18 protein-coding genes are annotated in these 18,861 nt (G+C 61.3%); 4 read left to right on the top strand and 14 right to left on the bottom strand.

What is annotated here, in order from left to right; genetic code table 11:
- Positions 1–22 precede the first annotated feature (22 nt).
- The 4 genes from CUR21_RS13985 to CUR21_RS14000 all read left to right on the top strand — a co-directional run bounded on the left by CUR21_RS13985 (position 23) and on the right by CUR21_RS14000 (position 4,365).
- Complete coding sequence (locus tag CUR21_RS13985) at positions 23–1,471, top strand: NAD-dependent succinate-semialdehyde dehydrogenase (RefSeq protein ID WP_100197675.1); 1,449 nt, start codon at positions 23–25, stop codon at positions 1,469–1,471.
- A 121-nt stretch (positions 1,472–1,592) separates the two neighbouring features.
- The gene (locus CUR21_RS13990) at positions 1,593–2,576 is read left to right on the top strand and encodes a TRAP transporter substrate-binding protein (RefSeq protein ID WP_157792030.1); all 984 of its coding nucleotides are present in this window, start codon (positions 1,593–1,595) and stop codon (positions 2,574–2,576) included.
- Positions 2,577–2,581: 5 nt separating this feature from the next.
- Positions 2,582–3,085, top strand: a complete 504-nt coding sequence (locus CUR21_RS13995) for a TRAP transporter small permease (RefSeq protein WP_100197677.1) — start codon at positions 2,582–2,584, stop codon at positions 3,083–3,085.
- Complete coding sequence (locus tag CUR21_RS14000) at positions 3,082–4,365, top strand: TRAP transporter large permease (RefSeq protein WP_100197678.1); 1,284 nt, start codon at positions 3,082–3,084, stop codon at positions 4,363–4,365. Before CUR21_RS13995 ends, CUR21_RS14000 begins: the two co-directional genes overlap by 4 nt.
- A gap of 53 nt (positions 4,366–4,418) precedes the next feature.
- On the opposite strand, the gene CUR21_RS14005 is transcribed toward CUR21_RS14000, so the two are convergent.
- From CUR21_RS14005 to CUR21_RS14070, 14 genes are all read right to left on the bottom strand, one after another.
- A complete protein-coding gene (locus tag CUR21_RS14005; protein WP_100197679.1) occupies positions 4,419–5,567 on the bottom strand; it encodes a Xaa-Pro peptidase family protein in 1,149 nt (382 codons plus the stop codon).
- Between the two features lie 27 nt (positions 5,568–5,594).
- A complete protein-coding gene (locus CUR21_RS14010; RefSeq protein WP_100197680.1) occupies positions 5,595–6,569 on the bottom strand; it encodes an ABC transporter ATP-binding protein in 975 nt (324 codons plus the stop codon).
- Entirely contained in the window at positions 6,566–7,552 is a 987-nt protein-coding gene (locus CUR21_RS14015) for an ABC transporter ATP-binding protein (protein ID WP_100197681.1), read from the bottom strand. Before CUR21_RS14015 ends, CUR21_RS14010 begins: the two co-directional genes overlap by 4 nt.
- Before the next feature lie 3 nt (positions 7,553–7,555).
- Positions 7,556–8,443 carry an ABC transporter permease gene (locus CUR21_RS14020; RefSeq protein WP_100197682.1) on the bottom strand — a complete coding sequence of 296 codons (888 nt, stop codon included), beginning with the start codon at positions 8,441–8,443 and terminating at the stop codon, positions 7,556–7,558.
- 8 nt (positions 8,444–8,451) lie between these two features.
- Entirely contained in the window at positions 8,452–9,429 is a 978-nt protein-coding gene (locus CUR21_RS14025; protein WP_100197683.1) for an ABC transporter permease, read from the bottom strand.
- A 33-nt stretch (positions 9,430–9,462) separates the two neighbouring features.
- Entirely contained in the window at positions 9,463–11,070 is a 1,608-nt protein-coding gene (locus tag CUR21_RS14030; protein WP_157792031.1) for an ABC transporter substrate-binding protein, read from the bottom strand.
- 192 nt (positions 11,071–11,262) lie between these two features.
- The gene (locus CUR21_RS14035) at positions 11,263–12,564 is read right to left on the bottom strand and encodes a glutamine synthetase family protein (protein ID WP_100197685.1); all 1,302 of its coding nucleotides are present in this window, start codon (positions 12,562–12,564) and stop codon (positions 11,263–11,265) included.
- Positions 12,565–12,646: 82 nt separating this feature from the next.
- Entirely contained in the window at positions 12,647–13,636 is a 990-nt protein-coding gene (locus tag CUR21_RS14040) for a TRAP transporter substrate-binding protein (RefSeq protein WP_100197686.1), read from the bottom strand.
- A gap of 35 nt (positions 13,637–13,671) precedes the next feature.
- Positions 13,672–14,943, bottom strand: a complete 1,272-nt coding sequence (locus CUR21_RS14045; RefSeq protein ID WP_100197687.1) for a TRAP transporter large permease — start codon at positions 14,941–14,943, stop codon at positions 13,672–13,674.
- Positions 14,944–14,946: 3 nt separating this feature from the next.
- Positions 14,947–15,474 carry a TRAP transporter small permease gene (locus tag CUR21_RS14050; protein WP_157792032.1) on the bottom strand — a complete coding sequence of 176 codons (528 nt, stop codon included), beginning with the start codon at positions 15,472–15,474 and terminating at the stop codon, positions 14,947–14,949.
- A gap of 190 nt (positions 15,475–15,664) precedes the next feature.
- On the bottom strand, positions 15,665–16,129 hold the full coding sequence (locus CUR21_RS14055) for a nuclear transport factor 2 family protein (protein ID WP_100197689.1): 465 nt from the start codon (positions 16,127–16,129) through the stop codon (positions 15,665–15,667).
- 55 nt (positions 16,130–16,184) lie between these two features.
- Positions 16,185–16,982 (bottom strand): ABC transporter permease, encoded by a 798-nt coding sequence (locus CUR21_RS14060; protein ID WP_100197690.1) that lies wholly within the window; start codon positions 16,980–16,982, stop codon positions 16,185–16,187.
- Complete coding sequence (locus tag CUR21_RS14065; RefSeq protein ID WP_100197691.1) at positions 16,979–17,821, bottom strand: ABC transporter permease; 843 nt, start codon at positions 17,819–17,821, stop codon at positions 16,979–16,981. Before CUR21_RS14065 ends, CUR21_RS14060 begins: the two co-directional genes overlap by 4 nt.
- On the bottom strand, positions 17,821–18,858 hold the full coding sequence (locus tag CUR21_RS14070) for an ABC transporter ATP-binding protein (protein WP_100197692.1): 1,038 nt from the start codon (positions 18,856–18,858) through the stop codon (positions 17,821–17,823). The genes CUR21_RS14065 and CUR21_RS14070 overlap by 1 nt, the downstream gene beginning before the upstream one ends.
- Positions 18,859–18,861 lie beyond the last annotated feature (3 nt).

Below are 18,861 nucleotides of genomic sequence, written 5' to 3' on the forward strand. Positions count from 1 at the left end.
CGACGCAACAAAAGGACATGACATGACTGATTTTTCGTCTTTGGTGCGCGAGCAGAACCTGATCGGCGGCGCTTGGGTCGGGGCCGACTCTGGCGCCATGATTGATGTCACCAACCCGGCCACGGGGGCTGTGATTGCGCGCGTGCCAAACGCCGGGGCCGCAGAAACCCGTCGCGCGATTGATGCGGCACAGGCGGCCTTTCCCGCCTATGCCGCGCTTTCGCTGAATGACCGCGTGGGGATGCTGCGCCGCCTGCATCAGGCGATCATGGATCATCATGAACCGCTCGCCCGCATGATGACCGCCGAACAAGGCAAGCCTTTGACCGAGGCGCGTGCCGAAGTCGCCTCGAGTGCCGCTTATGTGCTGTGGTTCGCTGAAGAGGCGCGCCGCATCTATGGCGAGATCATTCCCTCGCCCGTGTTGGGGCGGCGGCTGATGACGACCAAGCACCCGGTTGGCGTGGTGGCGGCCATCACGCCTTGGAACTTCCCGTCGTCGATGCTGGCGCGCAAGATTGGTCCGGCTCTGGCGGCAGGCTGCACGGTGGTGGTGAAACCTGCCAGTGCCACCCCGCTGTCGGGGCTGGTCTGGGGCCAACTGGCCGAGCAGGCGGGCTTTCCCGCCGGGGTGGTCAACGTGCTGACCGGCAGCGCCCGCGCCATCGGCGGCGAGATCATGGCCAATCCCAAGGTGCGCAAGATTACCTTTACCGGGTCGACCGACATCGGCAAGGACCTGATCCGCGCCGCCGCTGGCACGGTCAAACGGGTGTCGATGGAGTTGGGCGGCAACGCGCCCTTCATGGTGTTTGATGATGCCGATCTGGAAAGTGCCGTCAAAGGCGCGATCATCGCCAAGTTCCGCAATGCAGGCCAAACCTGCATCTGCACCAACCGGCTTTATGTGCAGTCGGGCATCTATGATCGCTTTGTGGCCGCCTTTGCCGAACGTGTGGCCGCGCTGAAAGTGGCCGCTGGAGATGAAGACGGTGCCGAGCAAGGCCCCATGATCGATGAAGCCGCTGTCGATAAGATGGAAGGCATGCTCGCCGATGCGTTGGAAAAGGGCGGGCAGCTTGTCACCGGGGGCGGGCGCCACCCGCGCGGCGGCTTGTTCTTCCAGCCAACGGTGATCAAGGACGCGACGCCCGCGATGCGTGTCAGTTCGGAAGAGATCTTCGGCCCTGTGGCGGCGGTCTACAAGTTCGAGACCGAGGACGAGGCCATCGCCTTGGCCAATGACACAGAATACGGGCTGGCGGCCTATGCCTATACCCAAGACATGCGGCGCGTGTTCCGGCTGCAGGATCAACTGGGCTATGGCCTTTTGGGGATCAACGAGGTGCTGATCGTTACGCCCGAAGCACCCTTTGGCGGCATCAAGGAGTCTGGCATGGGCCGTGAAGGTGGGCATCAGGGCATCGAGGACTTCCTCGACCTGAAATACACCTGCATCGGCGGGCTCTGATCGCCCCTCGGCCGCCCTGCCCAAGGGGCGGCCGACACGACTGCGACGATCTGATTTGCGCACATGCCGCAGGCTTTTGCGCGGCATGAAGACACGGCCATCATCACAGGGAGTCACCGATATGTTCACCATTTCCAGATCCGGTTTCGTGCGGGGCGTTGTCGCCTCATTTGGCGTGGCCCTGTTGTGCGGTGCGCCCGCCCAAGCCGAAACCACGCTGCGCTTTGCGCATTTTTCGGTCGAGGATGATCCGAACCACCGCGCGGCCTCGGAACTGGCTGAAATGGTGGCGGCGGCGACGGATGGAGAGGTCAAGATTGCCATCTCGCCCAACTCGCAACTTGGTGGCGAGGTGGATGTGGTCGAGGGTATCCTTCTGGGCACGATCGACATGGCCCCGCCCTCTGCCGCCGTTCTGGCGAATTGGGTGCCCGAAATGAACGTGCTGAACATGCCGTTCGTGTTCCGCGACTGGGACCATTACCAAACGGTGCTGAATGGCCAGATCTATGACGAGCTGAGCGCTGCCGCCGCGCCCAAGGGACTGCGCTTGCTGGGCTTCATGACCTCAGGCCCGCGCCACATCATGACCTCTTCCGCGGTGAACAGCATGGAGGATCTGGCGGGGCGCAAGATCCGAACCGTTCAGAACCCGGTGCATGTGGCCACCTTCAACGCCTTTGGCGCCAATGCCACCGCCATCGCCTATCCGGAGGTGTACAGCGCCTTGCAAAGCGGTGTCGTGGACGGAGCCGATGCGGCCAACACCAATTACTTTACGGCGAAATTCTACGAAGTCGCGCCGTTCTGGGCGCAAGTCAGCTGGCTGTTCTACACCAACCCGATTGTGATTTCCGAGGCGAAGTTTCAATCTTTTGATGCCGAAACGCAGCAGGCATTGCTGGAGGCCGGGCGCAAGGTCGGGCAGACCCAACAGGCCGATTGGCGGACGAGCGACGACAAGTTGCTGGCGGACCTGACCGCAAATGGTGTCACGGTCACGACACCTGATCCGGCACCTTTCCGTGCCGCCGCAGAAGCGATTTATGCCGAATTCCTGACGACCGATGAGCAGAAGCGTCTCATGGCGCTGATCACCGAGTAGGGGAGATGCCTGTCAAGCGCCTGATCGCCTTTGTGCGGGCCCTGACCACCGGATGCGCCGTCCTCTGCTTTTGTTTCATGGTGCTGGCCGTGAGCGTTCAGGTGATCGGGCGCTATGTTTTGCCGATAAAGCTTGGCAATGCCGTTGAAAGCGCGGCCTTTGCGCAGGTTTGGCTGGCCTGTCTTGGCGCCGGGCTGGCGCTCCGCCACGGCGCGGTGTTTGCGGTTGATGCGCTGCCTGCGGCTTTGCCGCTGTGGGCGGCGCGGGTGGCCTCTGTCTTGATCGCCGCCGGCTCCTTGGTGTTTCTTGCGGTGCTGATCTATGGCGGCCTCCTCTTGACGCGGCAAGGCGCCTCACAGACCTCGCCCACGTTGCTGCTTCCCATGTGGACCGTTTTCTTGGCCGTTCCTGTTGGTATGGGTTTCATGGCGCTGGAAGTGGTTTTGCGGGTCTTCGAGCGGTGGTCAGATCCCTTCGCGCCTGTGTTTGAGACGGAGACATCGCAATGATGCCGCTGGGTGGGATGGCGCTTTTGCTGCTGGCAGGCGGGGTGCCGATTTTCTTCGTGCTGGGTCTGACAGCGCTGGTGTCGGTCATCTACGCAGACCTGCCGCTGGTGCTGTTGGCGCATCGCTTTTACGCGGGCCTGAACAATTTTACCCTGATGGCCATTCCCTTCTTCATTCTCGCCGGGATGCTGATGGACGCTGGCGGGCTGTCGCGGCGGATCGTTGATTTTGCCATGGCCCTGATTGGCTGGGTGACAGGCAGCTTGCTCATGGTGGCAATCGTGGCGGCGACGGCCTTGGCGGCGATGTCCGGGTCGGGCAGTGCCGACACGGCGGCGGTTTCGGCGGTTCTGCAACCAGAGCTGCGGCGGCGGCGCTATAATGTAGACTTCGCTGCTGCGCTGATTGCCGCTTCGGGCACCCTGGCGCAAATCATTCCGCCCAGTCTCATGCTGGTGCTGATCGGCGTGGTGAACAATCTGTCGATCGGTGCGCTGTTCCTTGCCGGGATCTTGCCGGGCCTTCTGATCCTGCCCGGCTTTTTCTACATCGCACACCGCCATGCCGTACGGGGCGGGCCGCAATATCGGGCTGCCGAGCCTTTTGACGCCAAGCGTCTGTGGACCACCTTTGTGGCGGCGGTCCCTGCCTTTGGCATGGCAGTGGTCATCATGGGCGGTATCATAGGCGGGATCTTCACCCCGACCGAGGCGGCGGGGGCGGCCGTCGTTTATGCGCTGATTGTGGGGGCGGTCGTCTACCGCGAGTTGACGTGGTCACGTTTCCTAAACGCCATGGTGCAGGCCAGCGCCTTCACTTCAGGCATCCTCATTCTGGTTGCGGCGGCCACCACCTTCAACTGGCTGATCGCCGTCGCGGGTTTTCCAGAGATGGTCAAAATCTGGTTTGCCGACAACATCACCAATTTCTGGATGTTCCTGCTGATCGTGAACCTGTTGCTCATGATCTTGGGCATGGTGATGGAGAGCCTTGCCATCATTCTGCTGCTGAGTCCGATCCTGTTGCCCATCGCCGTGTCTTACGGAATTGATCCGGTGCATTTCAGCGTGGTGATGGTCTTCAACTGCGCTGTGGGGATGATCACGCCGCCATTGGGGGGCGCGGTTTTCGTGGCCGCCACGATCGCGCGGCGGCCCTTTCTCGCGGTGGTCAAGCATGTCTGGCAGCCATGGCTGGTGATGACGGCGGTCTTGCTTGTGATCTCGTTCGTGCCGTTCTTCACCCTGATCTTGCCTCGGTTGGCGGGTTACATGCCCTAGTCACCCTCGGGGCGCAGACCAAAAAAAGGGGGGCCGGTTGGCCCCCCTTTTTCTTACTCGACAACCACCAGATCCTGCCATCCGGTCGTGAGTGCCTCGCCGCCGCCGGGGCGGGCCACAACGCAATCCTCGACCCGGGCCGAAAAGTTGCCGTCCTGAAAGATCGACGGTTCGATGGTGAAGATCATGCCCTCCTCGACCGGGGTTTCGTCGCCATTGGTCAGGAACGGAGGTTCATGCACATCCCAGCCGATGCCATGACCCAGACGGTGCCGGAACTTGTCGCCATAGCCGGCATCTGCAATCACATCCCGGGCAATCTTGTCGACTTCCTGACAGGTGATCGCCCCAGCCTTCAGGGCGGCGATCCCCGCCCGCTGGCTGTCCATGATCAGCCGATGCACCTTGACCTGTTCGTCATTGGGCGCGCCAAAGCTCACCGTGCGGCCAAAGTCATAGCACATGCCGTCCAGCACCGCGCCAAAGTCGAACAGCACCGAGACTGGCGCCGTCAGGACACGCGGCCATGTCTCCAGCCTGCGGCCAAAGCGCATCGGATGGTTGGGGCCGGTGTTGTAAAGCGATGTCGTGAACGACGGCCCCAGCGAGCCGTGACGCTTCATCTGAAAATCAACCTCGGCGACGATATCCAGTTCTGTCATCCCGATCTTCAGCTTGCTGACGACATCGGCAAAGGCGGCCTCGGTGATACGCCCGGCCTCGCGCATCGTGGCGATCTCGTCCGCGTCCTTGATCACGCGCAGGGCACGCAGAATGTGGGTGGCCGAGGCAAAGCGCGCCCCCGGCACCAGCTTTTGCAATTCCATCAGGCTTTCGGCTTCGGCATCGTCCGAGGTTGCAATCGTTGCCCCCTCACGGATGCCCAATTCCTTCAGGATGCCCTGCACCATCTGCACCGGATCGTCCCAATCGCCCAGAACACGCACATCCAAGCCGTCGAATCCGTCTTTCGCGCCGAATTCGGCGGTCATGCGGGGGATGGTCAGGATCGGGTCACGGTCGGGGGCGATCCATGCACCTTCCAGCCACATGCCGGGGTGCAGGTTGCGGCCATAGTTTGGGATATCGCGGTGAATGCCGGTCAGATAGTCCAGATCGGTGCCGAGGGGGATGAACACAAGGTCCGCCTTGCCGGGCAAAAGGCCCCGGAAACGGGTCATGCGGTCTTGGTAGGTAGCCATCAGGTCTCTCCCTTTGGTGGTTCGGATTCAGATGAGGTGGCAGGCGGCGCGCCGCCCCGGCGCAATCTCGCGCAGGATCGGGCTTTCAACCCGGCAGCGATCGGTCGCCATGGGGCAGCGCGGGTGAAAGTGGCAGCCCGAGGGTGGATTCAGCGGCGACGGGATTTCCCCTGCAACCGGGTGAAAGGTCGTGCGGCGGCGATCCAGTCGCGGCACGGCTTCGACCAAGGCGCGCGTGTAGGGGTGCTGAGGCGCGTCAAACACATCTTCGGCTCCGCCTTCCTCGACCACGCGGCCCAAATACATCACCAGCACCTTGTCGGCCAAGTGGCGAACGATGCCCAAGTCATGACTGATGAAAATGTAGGTCAGACCCAACTCTTCCCGCAGATCCATGAACAGGTTGACGATCTGCGCCTGCACCGAAACATCGAGTGCCGACACCGCCTCGTCACAGATCAGCACCTCTGGTTTGACAGCCAGCGCCCGTGCAATGCCGATGCGCTGCCGCTGTCCGCCCGAAAACTGATGCGCAAAGCGGTCGTGAAAGGCGGGGTCGATGCCGCAGCGTTCCATCAAGACGCGGACGTAGCTTTCCAGTTCGGCGGGGCCGACGATGCGGTGCACGCGCGGTGCTTCGCCGATCAGTTCTGTCACCCGTTTGCGGGGGTTCAGCGAGGAGAACGGGTCCTGAAAGATCATCTGGCGATCCAGACCTTCGGTCACATCGCGCGTCTTGCCTTCCTGCAAGACTTGACCCGACGAAGGCCGGGTCAGGCCTGCGGCCATGCGGCCAAGCGTGGACTTGCCACATCCGGACTCGCCAACCACGCCCAACACATCCCCCCGATGCAAGGTGAAGTCGACGCCATCGACCGCGCGCACCACCTGAGGGCCGGGGCCAAGGCCCAACCGACCGATGGCGCGGGACAGAAGGCTGTCGTTCTGGCGGAAGGTCTTAGTCAGCCCGCGCGCTTCAAGAATGGGAAGTTCGGCCGTCATGCCACAGCTCCGGCTGGTTCGGTCAAGGGATGGTGGCAGCGCACGGTCTGGCCTGCGCCTGTCGGGTGCGGTTCGGGGCGCGTCGTTTCGCAAAGCGGGCTGCGGCGTGGGCAGCGGGCGGCGAAGGCACAGCCTTGCGGCAGATCAGACAGCAAGGGCATACGTCCGGGAATCATCGGCAGGCGCGCGCCCTTGGGCTGGCTGGCTGCCACACTGTCGATCAGACCGCGCGTATACGGATGGGCGGGCGTGTCCAGCACCGCATCGACGGGGCCTTCTTCAACCACCCGCCCGGCATACATCACCGACACGCGGTCTGCGATGCCCGCCACCACGGCAAGATCATGGGTGATCCAGACCAGCGCCGTCCCCCGCTCGCGGCACAGCCGCTGCGCCAAGGCAAGGATCTGCCCCTGAATCGTCACGTCCAGCGCGGTTGTGGGCTCATCCGCAATGATAAGTTCAGGGCTGTGCAGCAAGGCGGTTGCAATCGCCACCCGCTGTCGCATGCCCCCTGAAAGCTCATGGGGCCACGCCCGCAGCCGCTGTTCAGGCGCAGCGATCCCGACTTCGGCAAGCGCGGCGATCAGCCGGGTGCGCACCTCTTGGCGGGACAGGGTGCTGTGCGCCCGTAAGGCATCGCGCATCTGCGTTTCGACCCGAAGCACGGGGTTCAGCGTCATCATCGGGTCCTGAAAGATCATCCCGACGCGACTGCCGCGCACCTGACGCATCTCACGCGCAGACAGCGTGCGCAGATCAACCTCACCAAGGCGAATGCTGCCACCTGTCACGCGGGCCACACCGGGCAAAAGGCCATTGATGGAAAAACCGGTTAAGGATTTCCCAGAGCCACTCTCGCCGACAAGTGCCACGATTTCACCCGCGTGAACGGTCAGATCCACGCCATCCAAGGCGCGCAATTCCTGTGTGCCACTTCCAAAGACCGTGGTTAGGCCACGCACAGAGAGAACGGGGGCCATGGATCAGCCTCTCAGATGGGGGTTGAGGACTTCCCGCAAGCGATCGCCCACGACGTTGATCGACACGACCAACACCAACAGCACCACGCCGGGCAGCACCGAAATCCACCAGCGGCCCGATTGCAAATAGTCGAAGCCATTGGCGATCAGCAGTCCAAGAGAAGGGCGTGTCGGTGGCAGGCCCAATCCCAGGAAGCTCAGCGTCGCTTCAAGAGAGATGGCCTGTGCCATCTGGATGGTTGCCACGACCAGCAGGGTTGGCAGGCAGTTGGGCAAGATGTGGAAAAAGAGGATGCGCAGAGGCGGCAGGCGCAAGCCGCGCGCCGCGTCGACATAGTCGCGCGCATTTTCCACAAGCGCCACGCCGCGCACGGTGCGGGCGAAATAGGCCCATTGCACCACGACAAGCGCGATGATGATCTTGTCGATGCCGCGGCCCAAGATCACCAGCAGGATGAGCGCCACCAGAATGGTGGGCAGGCTGAGCTGCAGATCGACGATCCGCATCAGCAAGGCATCGACCCAGCCGCCGCGAAAGGCCGCGATCAGACCGATCAACGTGCCAAAGGCCAAGGCAATGACCCCAGAGGCCAAGCCGACGATCAAGGAGATCCGAAGACCGAACAACATGGCCGAAAGCATGTCGCGGCCTTGCCCGTCGGTTCCCATCCAATAGGTCATACCGCCAAAGCTGACCTCTCCGGGAGGCAGCAGGTTGTCTAGGATCGAGACAGAGCGCAGATCATAGGGGTCTTGCGGCGCGATGAGATGCGCGAAAATGGCGGCAAGCGACATGGCGACAAAGACGCAAAGCGCGATGGCCGCCGTGGGAGAATTGAAAAATGCCCTTGTGAAGGCGCGCAGGCGCGACGGGCGTTCAGCGATGATCATGGGCACCCTCAGGCCGCTCCGGCGCCAAGGCGCACGCGCGGGTCAAGCAGCGAATACAGGATGTCGATCACCAGATTGAGCAGCACGAACATCGTGACCACGAAGATCAGGTAAGCGACGATGAGCGGGCGGTCGAGCACGCTGATCGCGTCGATCAGCATCTTGCCGACGCCGGGCCAAGAAAAGATGGATTCCGTCACCACGGCAAAGGCAATGACACCGCCGAATTCCATCCCGAGCACGGTGACGATCGGGATCAGCAGGTTCTTCATCGCATGCCAGCCCAGAACGCGATATTCCGGCACACCATTCGCGCGGGCGAAGCGGATGTAATCCGACGTCATTACCTCGCGCAGGCCTGCGCGGGTCAGGCGGATGACCATCGACATCATCAGCAGCGAAAGCGTGAAGGCAGGCATCGCCAGATGGCGCAGGCCGTCCAGCGTCAGGAAGCTGACCCGCACCCCAAAGACGGTGACCAGATCGCCGCGGCCAATGGCGGGAAGCCAGCCGAGTTTGACCGAGAAGGTCAGGATCATGATCAGGCCGATCCAGAAGATCGGCACCGAAAAGCCGATCATCGACAGGCCCATGATGGCTTTTGAAATCCAGCTGTCGGGCCGCAACCCCGCGTAGAAACCCAGCGGCAGACCGATGACCAGCGCCAGCACCAAGGCAGCCACGGCCAGTTCCAGCGTGGCCGGGAAGCGTTCCCAGATCAGGCTCATCGCGGGCACGCCATGGGTGAAGGAACGGCCCAGATCCCCCTCGGCAAGGTTGCCGAGGAAAATCAGGTATTGCTGCCAGACTGGCCGATCAAGGCCAAGGTTGACCATGATCTCGTCCAGACAGGCTTTCGTGCATTCCGACGAGGCAAAGAGATCGACGGGATTCCCGATCACATGGATGCCAAAGAACACCAGAACGGTCATCACAAACAAGACCAGCATGGCCTGCAGGATGCGCCGGAGGATGAATTCCGCCATGATTTAAACTCTCTGCCTCGTCTTGTTCAGGCGTCAGTCAACGCGCTTGATTTCAGTCGCCAAAGTGCGCTCGTTGGTGCGCGGGGAATGTTCCAGATTGGATTTCATCGCCCATTTGTTGACTTGGAAGTGCAGCGGGATCAGCGCATAGTCGTCCATCGCCCAGCGGGTCGCATCCTGCAGCAGGGCAAGGCGGGCCGTGCGGTCGATGGTCTGCTTGGCCAGCACCGATTTCGCGTCGACAGAAGGGTTGGAATAGCGGCCAAAGTTGCCGTTTCCACCACCCGTGGCGGCATTGTAGGTTTCAAGAATGCCAGAGACACTGTAAGTGGCCTCGCCAGCAACCGTGCCCCAGCCGGTCAGGGACATCGAAAACTTCGGGCTGTCAAAGCCGGGGAAGCTGTCGGCGCCACCGCGGATCAGATCCGAAAAGAAGACAGCCCGCGGCATGGTGTCCACTTCGGTGGTGATGCCGATTTGGGTCCAGAATTGCGCCACCGCCTCGACGATGCGCGCATCGTTGATATAGCGGTCGTTCGGCCCGTGGATCGTCATCCGGAAGCCGTCTCCATAGCCAGCTTCGGTCAGGAGCGCCTTGGCAGCCTCGGGATCATAGGCATCCGGTTGCAGATCCTCGACATAGCCGAAGAAGCCCGGCGGAACGATGTTGCGCGTTGGCTGGCTGGCGCCGCCCATGATCCGGTCGCGGATGGCCTCACGGTTGATGGCCAGCGACAGGGCCTTGCGCACCCGCCAGTCACGCAACGGGTTTGGCATCGCGCTGCCGTCATTCGCGGTGATGTAAGGCTCGGTGTGGCGGTAAGACGGCATCATATAGATGAGCCGGTCTGACGCGATGGATGAAACGCGGAAACGGTCATCCGCTTCGAGCTGTGGCAGATCGACGGTCGGAGGGTAATCGATCACATCGACATCGCCGTTCAGCAAAGCGGCCAGACGTGCGCTGTCTTCGCCAACCGGGCGGAACACCACTTCATCCCAGCCCGGATCGCCGCCCCACCAGTTGGGGTTCTTGGCCACAACGATGCGGTTGCCCGGGCTGAATTCCTTGTAGACGAAGGGGCCCGTACCAATGGCTGCTGCGCCCGAGTTGAAATCGACCGAAGGAGTCTTCCCCGGCACCACATGCTCGGCCACGATTGGGATCATGGCCAGATCTTCCGCCATGGTGGGATAGGGGCCTTCCGTGGTGATCTGGATGGTGTGATCGTCCACCTTGGTCCAGGATTTGCCGCCTTTCGCCAACTGGAAGGCCGGGCTCGCGGTCGCGCCTTCAATCCCTGCTTTCAGGCGATCGAAAGAGTAGATGACATCGTCGGCGGTGAAAGCCTCGCCGTCATGCCACGTGACCCCCTGACGCAGCTTGAATTCCCATGTGGTGTCATTGATCGGTGCCCAAGAGACGGCCAGTCCCGGCGAAGGCTGTGACGCGCTGTCAAGATCGACCAGATGTTCGAAGATGTGCTCCTGCAGTTGCAGGTCGGCAGAAAGCTGGGTCCAGTGCGGGTCCAGCGTGGCTGCCTCCGAGCGGACGCCGATGGTCAGCACCTCTTGCGCCAGCGCCGCATGTGCGCTGCTGAACGCAAGGGTTGCCGCGATGGCAAAGCCAAGTCGTTTCACTTCAGATCCTCCGTGTTGATGATGTGTTGGGGTCGCATTCCGCGCCACGGTCTCTTGCTCTTTTCCTGGCAAAAGTTCGCATTGCGCACAAAAGTTCTTTACAGGCTAGGCCAGCTTGGGGCGCCTGTAAACAAATATTTGAACATAAGTTCGCGAATAACGGTGAGCCTTGTGGCCCGGCAGATCGTGGGGTCAGTAGACCAGTGACAGTTTGCTTGCGAGCGCGTCAAACGTGTGGGGGGCGGCCTCTACGACGTCATTTCGGCGGCAGCTGAAATAAGCCGCCGCCAAGTCGGGGCCGAGCCATCGCGACGCATCGGCCTGTGCTTGCGGTGTGAGGGCTGACTCCAGCGTGGCGGGCAAAGCGCGGATGCCCAGCGCGCGCCGCTCGTCCGGAGAGAAGCTGTCCGGGTCCTGCTGAACATTCGGTGGTGCCGGGTGCTTTCCAGCAATGCCAGCAAGCCCGGCGCGGATGATCGCGGTAAGGGCAAGATACACATTCGCGGTGGCGTCCGTCACACGATATTCCAAGGATGCGTTCGGATTGGCACCATCGGCAGCCGCTGCGCGGGGCACCAACCGAATCATCGCCTCACGGTTGCGAGTCCCGACGCAGGTATAAGCGCCCACCCAGGCATGGGGTTTGATGCGTGCATAAGAATTGGCAGATGCAATCGTCAGCGGAAGAAGGCTCTCTGCATGGGCGACAAGCCCGGCGACAAAGGGTGCAGACCGTTCCGTCAGCCAATCCATCTGTGCGGTTACATTCTTGTCCTTCTCCCAAAGCGAGAAGTGAATGTGAACACCATTGCCCACATCATCCAAAGCTGGCTTGGGCAGGAAACTGGCCCGCAGCCCCAAGCTGCGCGCTGTGTCACGGATGGTTTCCAGCGTCAGAACAGTGCGGTCGGCGGCGGTCAGCGGATCTGCCGGAACAGAGCTGATCTCGAACTGCGACTGGCCATATTCTGCCTGAAACTGTTCCAGCGTGAAGCCTGCGCGTTCCACCACGTCTAGCACACGCTGGCCCAAGGGCGCGACCACGCGGCCTGCGGACAGCGAAAAGGCGATGTGATTGGGTTGGTTCAGTCCGTGCACGGTGAACTCGTGCTCAAAAGCGACCTTCATTGTAAGGCCAGTTGCCGCGTGCAAATCGCGGACGGCCGACTTCAATGCGGTGCGTGGACAGCAAGACCAATCGCGGCCGTCCATTTGCCGGGCATCACACAGGACCAGATCAAATGCAGGTCCGTCGGCGTGGCCGCCCAGTGTCAGGCGGGCGGTGGCGTCGGGGATAAAGCGGATCTCGCCCATGGGGCCAAAGCCATTGTCAGGTGGCAACCCGTTTAATGCGCCGATCGTGATGTTTGCGGGCACCCACGGCAGCCCGTTGGCCATGGCCTCGTCGATGCGGGCAGCGGGAACCGACCTGCCACGCAGGATGCCGCTCAGATCCTGATGTCCCAGAAACAGAAAGTGTCCGCGCTGTGTCATCAACGGCCTCTCCTTTGTGTCGGGCAGGGCCTTCACCCTGCCCGTGGCAAAGGCCCGGACGCGCCGGGCCTTCTTCCTTGGATCAGCGACCCAGCGCGGCCTGAATACGCTCCAGATAGGCCTGCGCCTCTGGCTGGTCTTTCAGGATCACGTCCCAAGAAGCCTTGGCCTTTTCCATAAAGGGCGCCAGATCAGGCTCGATGATCTCCACCCCGGCGGCACGCGCGGTTTCAATTCCGTCGGCTGCCAGTTTATCATGCGCCGCAATCCCAACGGCGATCGACTCGGTGGCGGCGGTTTGCACGATTTCCTTCAGATCATCGGGCAGCGACTCCCAGAAGGATTTGGACAACAGGAAAACGGTGGTCGACTGGTGCACGGTCAGCATCGTGTAGCTGTTGACCGTTTCGTGGAACTTATCGGCCACCAGCGCATCGGGCGAGATTTCGATGGCGTCGACCACATTGTTCTGAAGGGCCATGAACAGCTCGCCATAGGCCATCGGGGTGGGTTGCGTGCCGAAGGCATTATAGGCCTCGACAAAACCCGGGGTCGGCAGCACGCGGATCTTCACGCCCGCCAGATCGTCGACGGTTTCGATCCGAACCGGATTGCGCGATGCAACGCTGCGTTCATAGCTGGAGCCGAAGCCCAAGCCATACATGTCATACTCACCCAGCAGATCCATCATCTCGCGGCCCATGTCGCTTTGCAGCACTTCATAGGCCTGTGCCTTGTTGTCGAACAGGTAAGGCAAAGACAGGACGCGGTAGGCGGGCACCACTGTTTCAAGCGTCGAGCCGCCGATGAAACCGCCGGTCAGGATGCCGGTGCGGATCGACTGAATGGCGCGTGTTTCGTTGCCAGCTTGCGCGCAGCACTGGATTTCCACTGTGATGCGCCCGCCCGAACGTTCTTCCATCAACTCGGAAAAATGGTTCAGGATCACCTGATAGGGGCTCTGGTCGCTCAGCACATGGGCGAGTGTCATGTTGTAGGTCTGGGCCGCTGCCGTGCCCGCCAGCATTACGGTGCTGGCGGCTGTGGCAATCAGTGTCTTGAAAGCATTCATCTAAAGTTCCTCCTGTGGACTGGTTTTCTTGGGCATTATCGAAGCAGGGCCAGCGAAATGCTGGGGACGTAGGTGATCACCATCAGGTTGCCGAACAGCACCGCCAGAAAGATCGCCAGCGGTCGCATCAGTTGTTCCATCGAGATTTTGGCAATGCCGCAGGCGATGAAGAGATTGACGCCCACCGGCGGTGTCACCATGCCCACCGCGAGATTGACGATCATGATCATGCCAAAGTGCACAGGATGGATGCCGTAGCTGGCGGCAATGGGTGCCAAGATCGGGCCAAGAATGATGATGGCGGCGAAGGTTTCCATGAACATCCCCACACCGATCAAAAACACGTTGACCAGCAACAGAAAGATCAGGGGGTTGTCGGTCAGGGTGCTCAGCAAGCCGCCGATCAGTTGCGGCGCGCGCATCAGGTGCAGGGCAAATCCGAACATGGCGGCGAAGGCCACGATGATCATCACGACTGCCGAGGTGACGGCGGCCCCGGCGAAAATGCGCGGCATGTCGCTGAGCTTGATCTCACGATAGACCACCACACTCAGGAACATCGCGTAAACCACGGCAACCACAGCAGCCTCGGTCGCGGTGAAGATCCCGCCGAAAATGCCGCCCAGAATGATCACCGGCAGGAACAGCGACAAAGAGGCCCGCACCGTTGCCGCCCACACCCGGCGGGCGTAGGGACCAAGAACAAAGGCTTCGCGCTCGCCATAGCCTTTGATCGTCGAGATCACGATCACGGTGGCGATCAGCGACAAGCCGATCATCAGGCCGGGCAAGAAGCCCGCGATGAACATTTCGGTGATCGAGACCCCTGTGGTGACGCCGTAGATGATCATCGCCACAGAGGGCGGGATGATGACGCCCAACTCGCCCGAAGCCGCTGTGGTGGCTGCGCTGAAGGGGCGCGGATACTTTTGTTTTTCCATCTCGGGGATCAGCATCGAGCCCACGGCCGCCGCCGTAGCGGCAGATGACCCGGAGATCGTCGCAAAGAGCATCGACGTCAGCACGACGGCCGCCGCAAGCCCGCCCCGCACCCAGCTGAGCAGCGCCTTGGCCAGATCGACCAAGCGCTCTGCGATGCCCCCGAATTGCATCAGACGCCCTGCCAGCACGTAAAGCGGCAGCGCCATCAGCGTGAAACTGTCCAGCGATTCAAAGACCACCTGCGGCACGGCGATCAGGGGAATCCCACGTTCGATCAGATAGGGCAGCGATGCCATCCCCAGTGCCAAGGCAATCGGCACGCTGATGGCAAAAAGACCCAGCAGGATCAGGATCAAGGAAACCATCGGTCAAATCTCCGGGGCGTCATCGGCGGCGTAACGGATGTCGCGGCCGTTCAGGTGGGTGTCGATTATCAGCGCCACCGAGTTGAGGATCATGAGGGCCGCCCCAAACGGCATGGCCCAATAGACGTAATTCTTGGTGAGTCCCAGAACCGGGCTGGTTTCTGTGCGGCCGAGGTCGACAAAGGAGAGTCCAACCCAGACCATCAAGGCGAAAAAGCCCATGCAAAGCAGGATCGAAAGATAGCGCAGAGGGATGCCCAAGCGGGGCGGCAGCTTGCGCACGCCGAATTCCAAGGCAATCATCTGGGCGTGTCGCACACCCACTCCGGCGCCCAAGAACACCATCCAGATCAACGCATAGCGGGCCAGTTCCTCTGTCCACGGGGCGCTGATGTTAAGGCCGAGAGCGGTCAGCAGGAAACGGACCGTGACCTGACCGAACACCGCGACGGTGACCACCATCAGCAGAAGGCCGACCACGACTGTCACGACAGCGTTAACTGTGTCGATGGCCGAGACGATGCTTCGCAAGGGCGCGCTCCTTGTTCCGTGGCCGCTAGGGCCGGGGATCTGGTCGGATTTGCGACGCATCGCCGCGCCTCAAAACCTGTCTCTAGATTTGTTCACCAGAATTCATTTGTGCGCAATAGTTTCTTTTGTTCGCATATAGAACAATTTGCACGTGGTCGCCCCATATGCTCGGGTGCGCGGATCGCACGCGTCAGCGACGGCCGATGGGATGCATCCTGCTCCGGTGAAAATCCTTCATCCCCGCAGCTTTCAAGGTCAGCCGCGTGATCTTCCATCCTTCCGGCACGCGTGCAAATTCATGATGATATTGCGCCCAGAGTTCGCCATCCGGCGCGCCGGAGTGATAACGGTGCCACGCATAGAGATAGCTGATGCTGCTGGCGGTATCGGCTGAATTAAAGCGGATTTCGATGTTTGACACATGGTGGCTTGTGGCGGCGAAAGTGCGTTCGAGGCCCGTCGCCACCGCGGCTCGGATCGCCTCTGTTCCAGTGAGCAGGGCGGCTTCAGGCCCGTAATCCACCACGGCCTCTGGGGCGAAAAGAGCGACAAGCGCATCTGGTTCATTGCGGTCGAAGTGATAGCAATAGGCGCGGATCACGGCTGCGATGGCCTCTCGGTCTACCAGATGTCTGAGCGCAAGATCCGCGTCCATCGGGGCTTCCTCCTTGATTTGTCGAGTTTCATTTGTGCGATTTACGCACAGTTGTTTATTTAGCGGATGGCCAAAACAGGGCGCGTCGAATGCCCAGCAGAGCCAAGACAATCAGGCCGGAGACGAATGTGCCGATCACGGCGATGGCGGGCACAAGGGGCGAATAGTTCGTGGCGGTGCGCGAAAACAGCCAGAGCGGGAGCGGCGTATCGGCACCGCTGGTGTAGACCGACAAGGGAAGGTTGGACCAAGACAGCAGGAACGCAAACAGCGCGCCGGAAAAGAGTCCTGGCCACAAAGCGGGCAACGTGACCTCGCGCGCCACCTGCCAGCGTGATGCGCCCAAATCGAATGCGGCCTCTTCCTGCGCCACATCATAGCCGAACATCCGGATCGAGATCACCAGCGTGACGATTGGCACAATCCAGACGGCATGTGCCACCACCGCCGTTTTCCAGCTTGGCGCGATCCCCAGCGCAGACATCGAAAGCAGCAGCGCCAAGCCCAGCACCGGTTGCGGGAAAAAGATCGGCAGGATCAGGATCTTCTGGAACAGACTTCGGCCACGCCAATCATAACGCGCATAGGCCATTGCCCCGATGGTCCCCAGAAGCACCGACAAGACAACCACCGAGACGGCAATCTGCAACGAAATCACATGCAAGGTGACCGTCGTGTAATCCGCTGCCGCGGCGCGGTAGGCATCCAATGTCCAGGTTTTATGGGGAAAACGCATGTACCGCGTGTTGGCCAAAGACGCGAGCACGACAGAGACGATCGGCAGATAAAGCGCTGTCAGGATGGTGCCGATCCACACCGCCTTCAGCCAAACCGTGTTGCCTTGCGCCTTCATCGCCGGATGATCCTGCCAAGGTCGATCCGGCGCAGCGCGGGAAACACCAGCGCGGCCGTCACAAGGATCACAAGAACCGTCAAGGCGGCGCCCATCGGCCAGTCTTGCGCATAGTTGAAGCGTTGCTCGATGGCGGCTGTGATAACCGTTACGGCCCGCCCGCCCAGAATAGCGGCTTCGGCATTGGCGCCAAGGCACAGCACGAAGGTCAGTAAGCCGCCAACCAAAAGGCCCGGCGCCGCCAGCGGCAATTCCACCTCACGCAACACAGCCCAGCGGTTTGCGCCCAAATCTCGGGCTGCCTCGATGCGGTCGGCGGGAATCATGGCAACTCCGAGCAGCATGGGAAACAGCATGAAGGGAAAGTGAATGTAGATCATCCCGACCAAAGCGGCCAAGCGTGTGTTCAAGATGGTCCCGATCTGCACGTCGAACACAGCGTTCAAAGTGCCCGCAAGGATTCCGCCTCCCGGCATCAGGAACACGGAAAGACCGAACAGGCGCACGCTTTCGGAAATGAAGATCGGCAAAGCGATCAAGGCGGTCACAAGGCTTGCCCATCGACCTGCATGATGATGCAAGATCTTCGCCGTCGGCCACGCCAGCAAGGCTGTGACAAGCGTTGTCAAGGCGGCGCCGATGATCGACCACATCAGGGGGCGCCCATACCCTTCGGTAAAGGCGCTGCGGTAATTCTGCAGCCCAAGATCGGCGGTCAGCGCAAAGCTGCGGGGCGGCATCAGGCTATACCATCCCACGATGACCAAAGGTGCCGCAAAGAACAGCAGCATCATCAAGATCAAGGGCATCGCATACCAAAGGCCGGGATTGCGACGCATCAGGAATTGACCCAGACAATATCGGTTGGGTCAAAGCTGAAGCGGGCAGTGTCCCCGATCCGAAGCGTGGTGCCGTGACCTGCCGCAACTTCGGCGATCAGGGTGGCTGTCCCGGCGCGCAGGTGGAATTGAGTGCGGGAGCCCAGCATCAGTTTCTGGACGATGTGCGCGTCAAAGCAGAATGTCCCCTCCGCGTCGCAAGACAGGGCCTCGGGCCGCAGCACGGCAAAGGTGCCTTTTGCATCGGGTGCGGGCAGCTCCAGATCGGCAAAGACCGTAGCACCGCCCTGTTGCTGCACGGTCAGGATGTTCACCTCCCCCATGAAGCTGGCCACAAAGCGGTTCATCGGACGGCGATAAATCTCTTCCGGTGTTCCGATCTGCTCGAACTGTCCTGCGCGCATGATGGCGATCCGGTCAGACATCACCATGGCCTCTTCAAGGCTGTGGGTGATGTAGATAAAGGTTTTGCCGGTGCGCTGATGCAATTCCTTCAGCTCCACCTCCAGCGTCTTGCGCAGACGGTAATCAATCGCCGAAAGCGGTTCGTCGAAGAACAAAATCTCGGGGTCAGAGCCCAAGGCGCGGGCGAGGGCCACACGCTGACGCTCACCGCCAGAGCATTGGGTCACCGGTCGGGGGTAATAATCCTCGGGCAGGCGCACAAGCCGCAGCAGTTCAAGCGCCCGTGCGCGGCGCGCTTCCGGGGCCACGCCTTTCATCTTCATAGCAAATTCAATGTTCTGTCCAACCGTGCGGTGGTCGAACAGCGCCAAGGATTGAAAGACCATAGCGGTTGGGCGCCGATTGGCCGGTGTCTCGGTGATGTCCTGCCCGCGCAGGGTCAGGCGGCCTGCCGACGGGGCATCCAGCCCCGCCAGCAATCGCACCAAAGACGACTTCCCGCTGCCAGATGGCCCGACAATCGTGAAGAACTCACCTTCCCGAATGTCGATCGAGATATCGTTGACTGCGGTCGTCTTGCCGAAACGTTTGGTCAGACCCGTCAGCGAGAGGGCCGCCGGGGAATGCGCCATACC

Source organism: Pseudorhodobacter sp. MZDSW-24AT (assembly GCF_002794355.1).
Classification (GTDB): Bacteria; Pseudomonadota; Alphaproteobacteria; order Rhodobacterales; family Rhodobacteraceae; genus Pseudotabrizicola.

Coding starts and splice junctions, on each gene's coding strand:
- CUR21_RS13985 (WP_100197675.1), top strand. CDS start 23: ATGACTGATTTTTCGTCTTTGGTGCGCGAGCAGAACCTGATCGGCGGC.
- CUR21_RS13990 (WP_157792030.1), top strand. CDS start 1,593: ATGTTCACCATTTCCAGATCCGGTTTCGTGCGGGGCGTTGTCGCCTCA.
- CUR21_RS13995 (WP_100197677.1), top strand. CDS start 2,582: ATGCCTGTCAAGCGCCTGATCGCCTTTGTGCGGGCCCTGACCACCGGA.
- CUR21_RS14000 (WP_100197678.1), top strand. CDS start 3,082: ATGATGCCGCTGGGTGGGATGGCGCTTTTGCTGCTGGCAGGCGGGGTG.
- CUR21_RS14005 (WP_100197679.1), bottom strand. CDS start 5,567: ATGGCTACCTACCAAGACCGCATGACCCGTTTCCGGGGCCTTTTGCCC.
- CUR21_RS14010 (WP_100197680.1), bottom strand. CDS start 6,569: ATGACGGCCGAACTTCCCATTCTTGAAGCGCGCGGGCTGACTAAGACC.
- CUR21_RS14015 (WP_100197681.1), bottom strand. CDS start 7,552: ATGGCCCCCGTTCTCTCTGTGCGTGGCCTAACCACGGTCTTTGGAAGT.
- CUR21_RS14020 (WP_100197682.1), bottom strand. CDS start 8,443: ATGATCATCGCTGAACGCCCGTCGCGCCTGCGCGCCTTCACAAGGGCA.
- CUR21_RS14025 (WP_100197683.1), bottom strand. CDS start 9,429: ATGGCGGAATTCATCCTCCGGCGCATCCTGCAGGCCATGCTGGTCTTG.
- CUR21_RS14035 (WP_100197685.1), bottom strand. CDS start 12,564: ATGACACAGCGCGGACACTTTCTGTTTCTGGGACATCAGGATCTGAGC.
- CUR21_RS14040 (WP_100197686.1), bottom strand. CDS start 13,636: ATGAATGCTTTCAAGACACTGATTGCCACAGCCGCCAGCACCGTAATG.
- CUR21_RS14045 (WP_100197687.1), bottom strand. CDS start 14,943: ATGGTTTCCTTGATCCTGATCCTGCTGGGTCTTTTTGCCATCAGCGTG.
- CUR21_RS14055 (WP_100197689.1), bottom strand. CDS start 16,129: ATGGACGCGGATCTTGCGCTCAGACATCTGGTAGACCGAGAGGCCATC.
- CUR21_RS14060 (WP_100197690.1), bottom strand. CDS start 16,982: ATGAAGGCGCAAGGCAACACGGTTTGGCTGAAGGCGGTGTGGATCGGC.
- CUR21_RS14065 (WP_100197691.1), bottom strand. CDS start 17,821: ATGCGTCGCAATCCCGGCCTTTGGTATGCGATGCCCTTGATCTTGATG.
- CUR21_RS14070 (WP_100197692.1), bottom strand. CDS start 18,858: ATGGCGCATTCCCCGGCGGCCCTCTCGCTGACGGGTCTGACCAAACGT.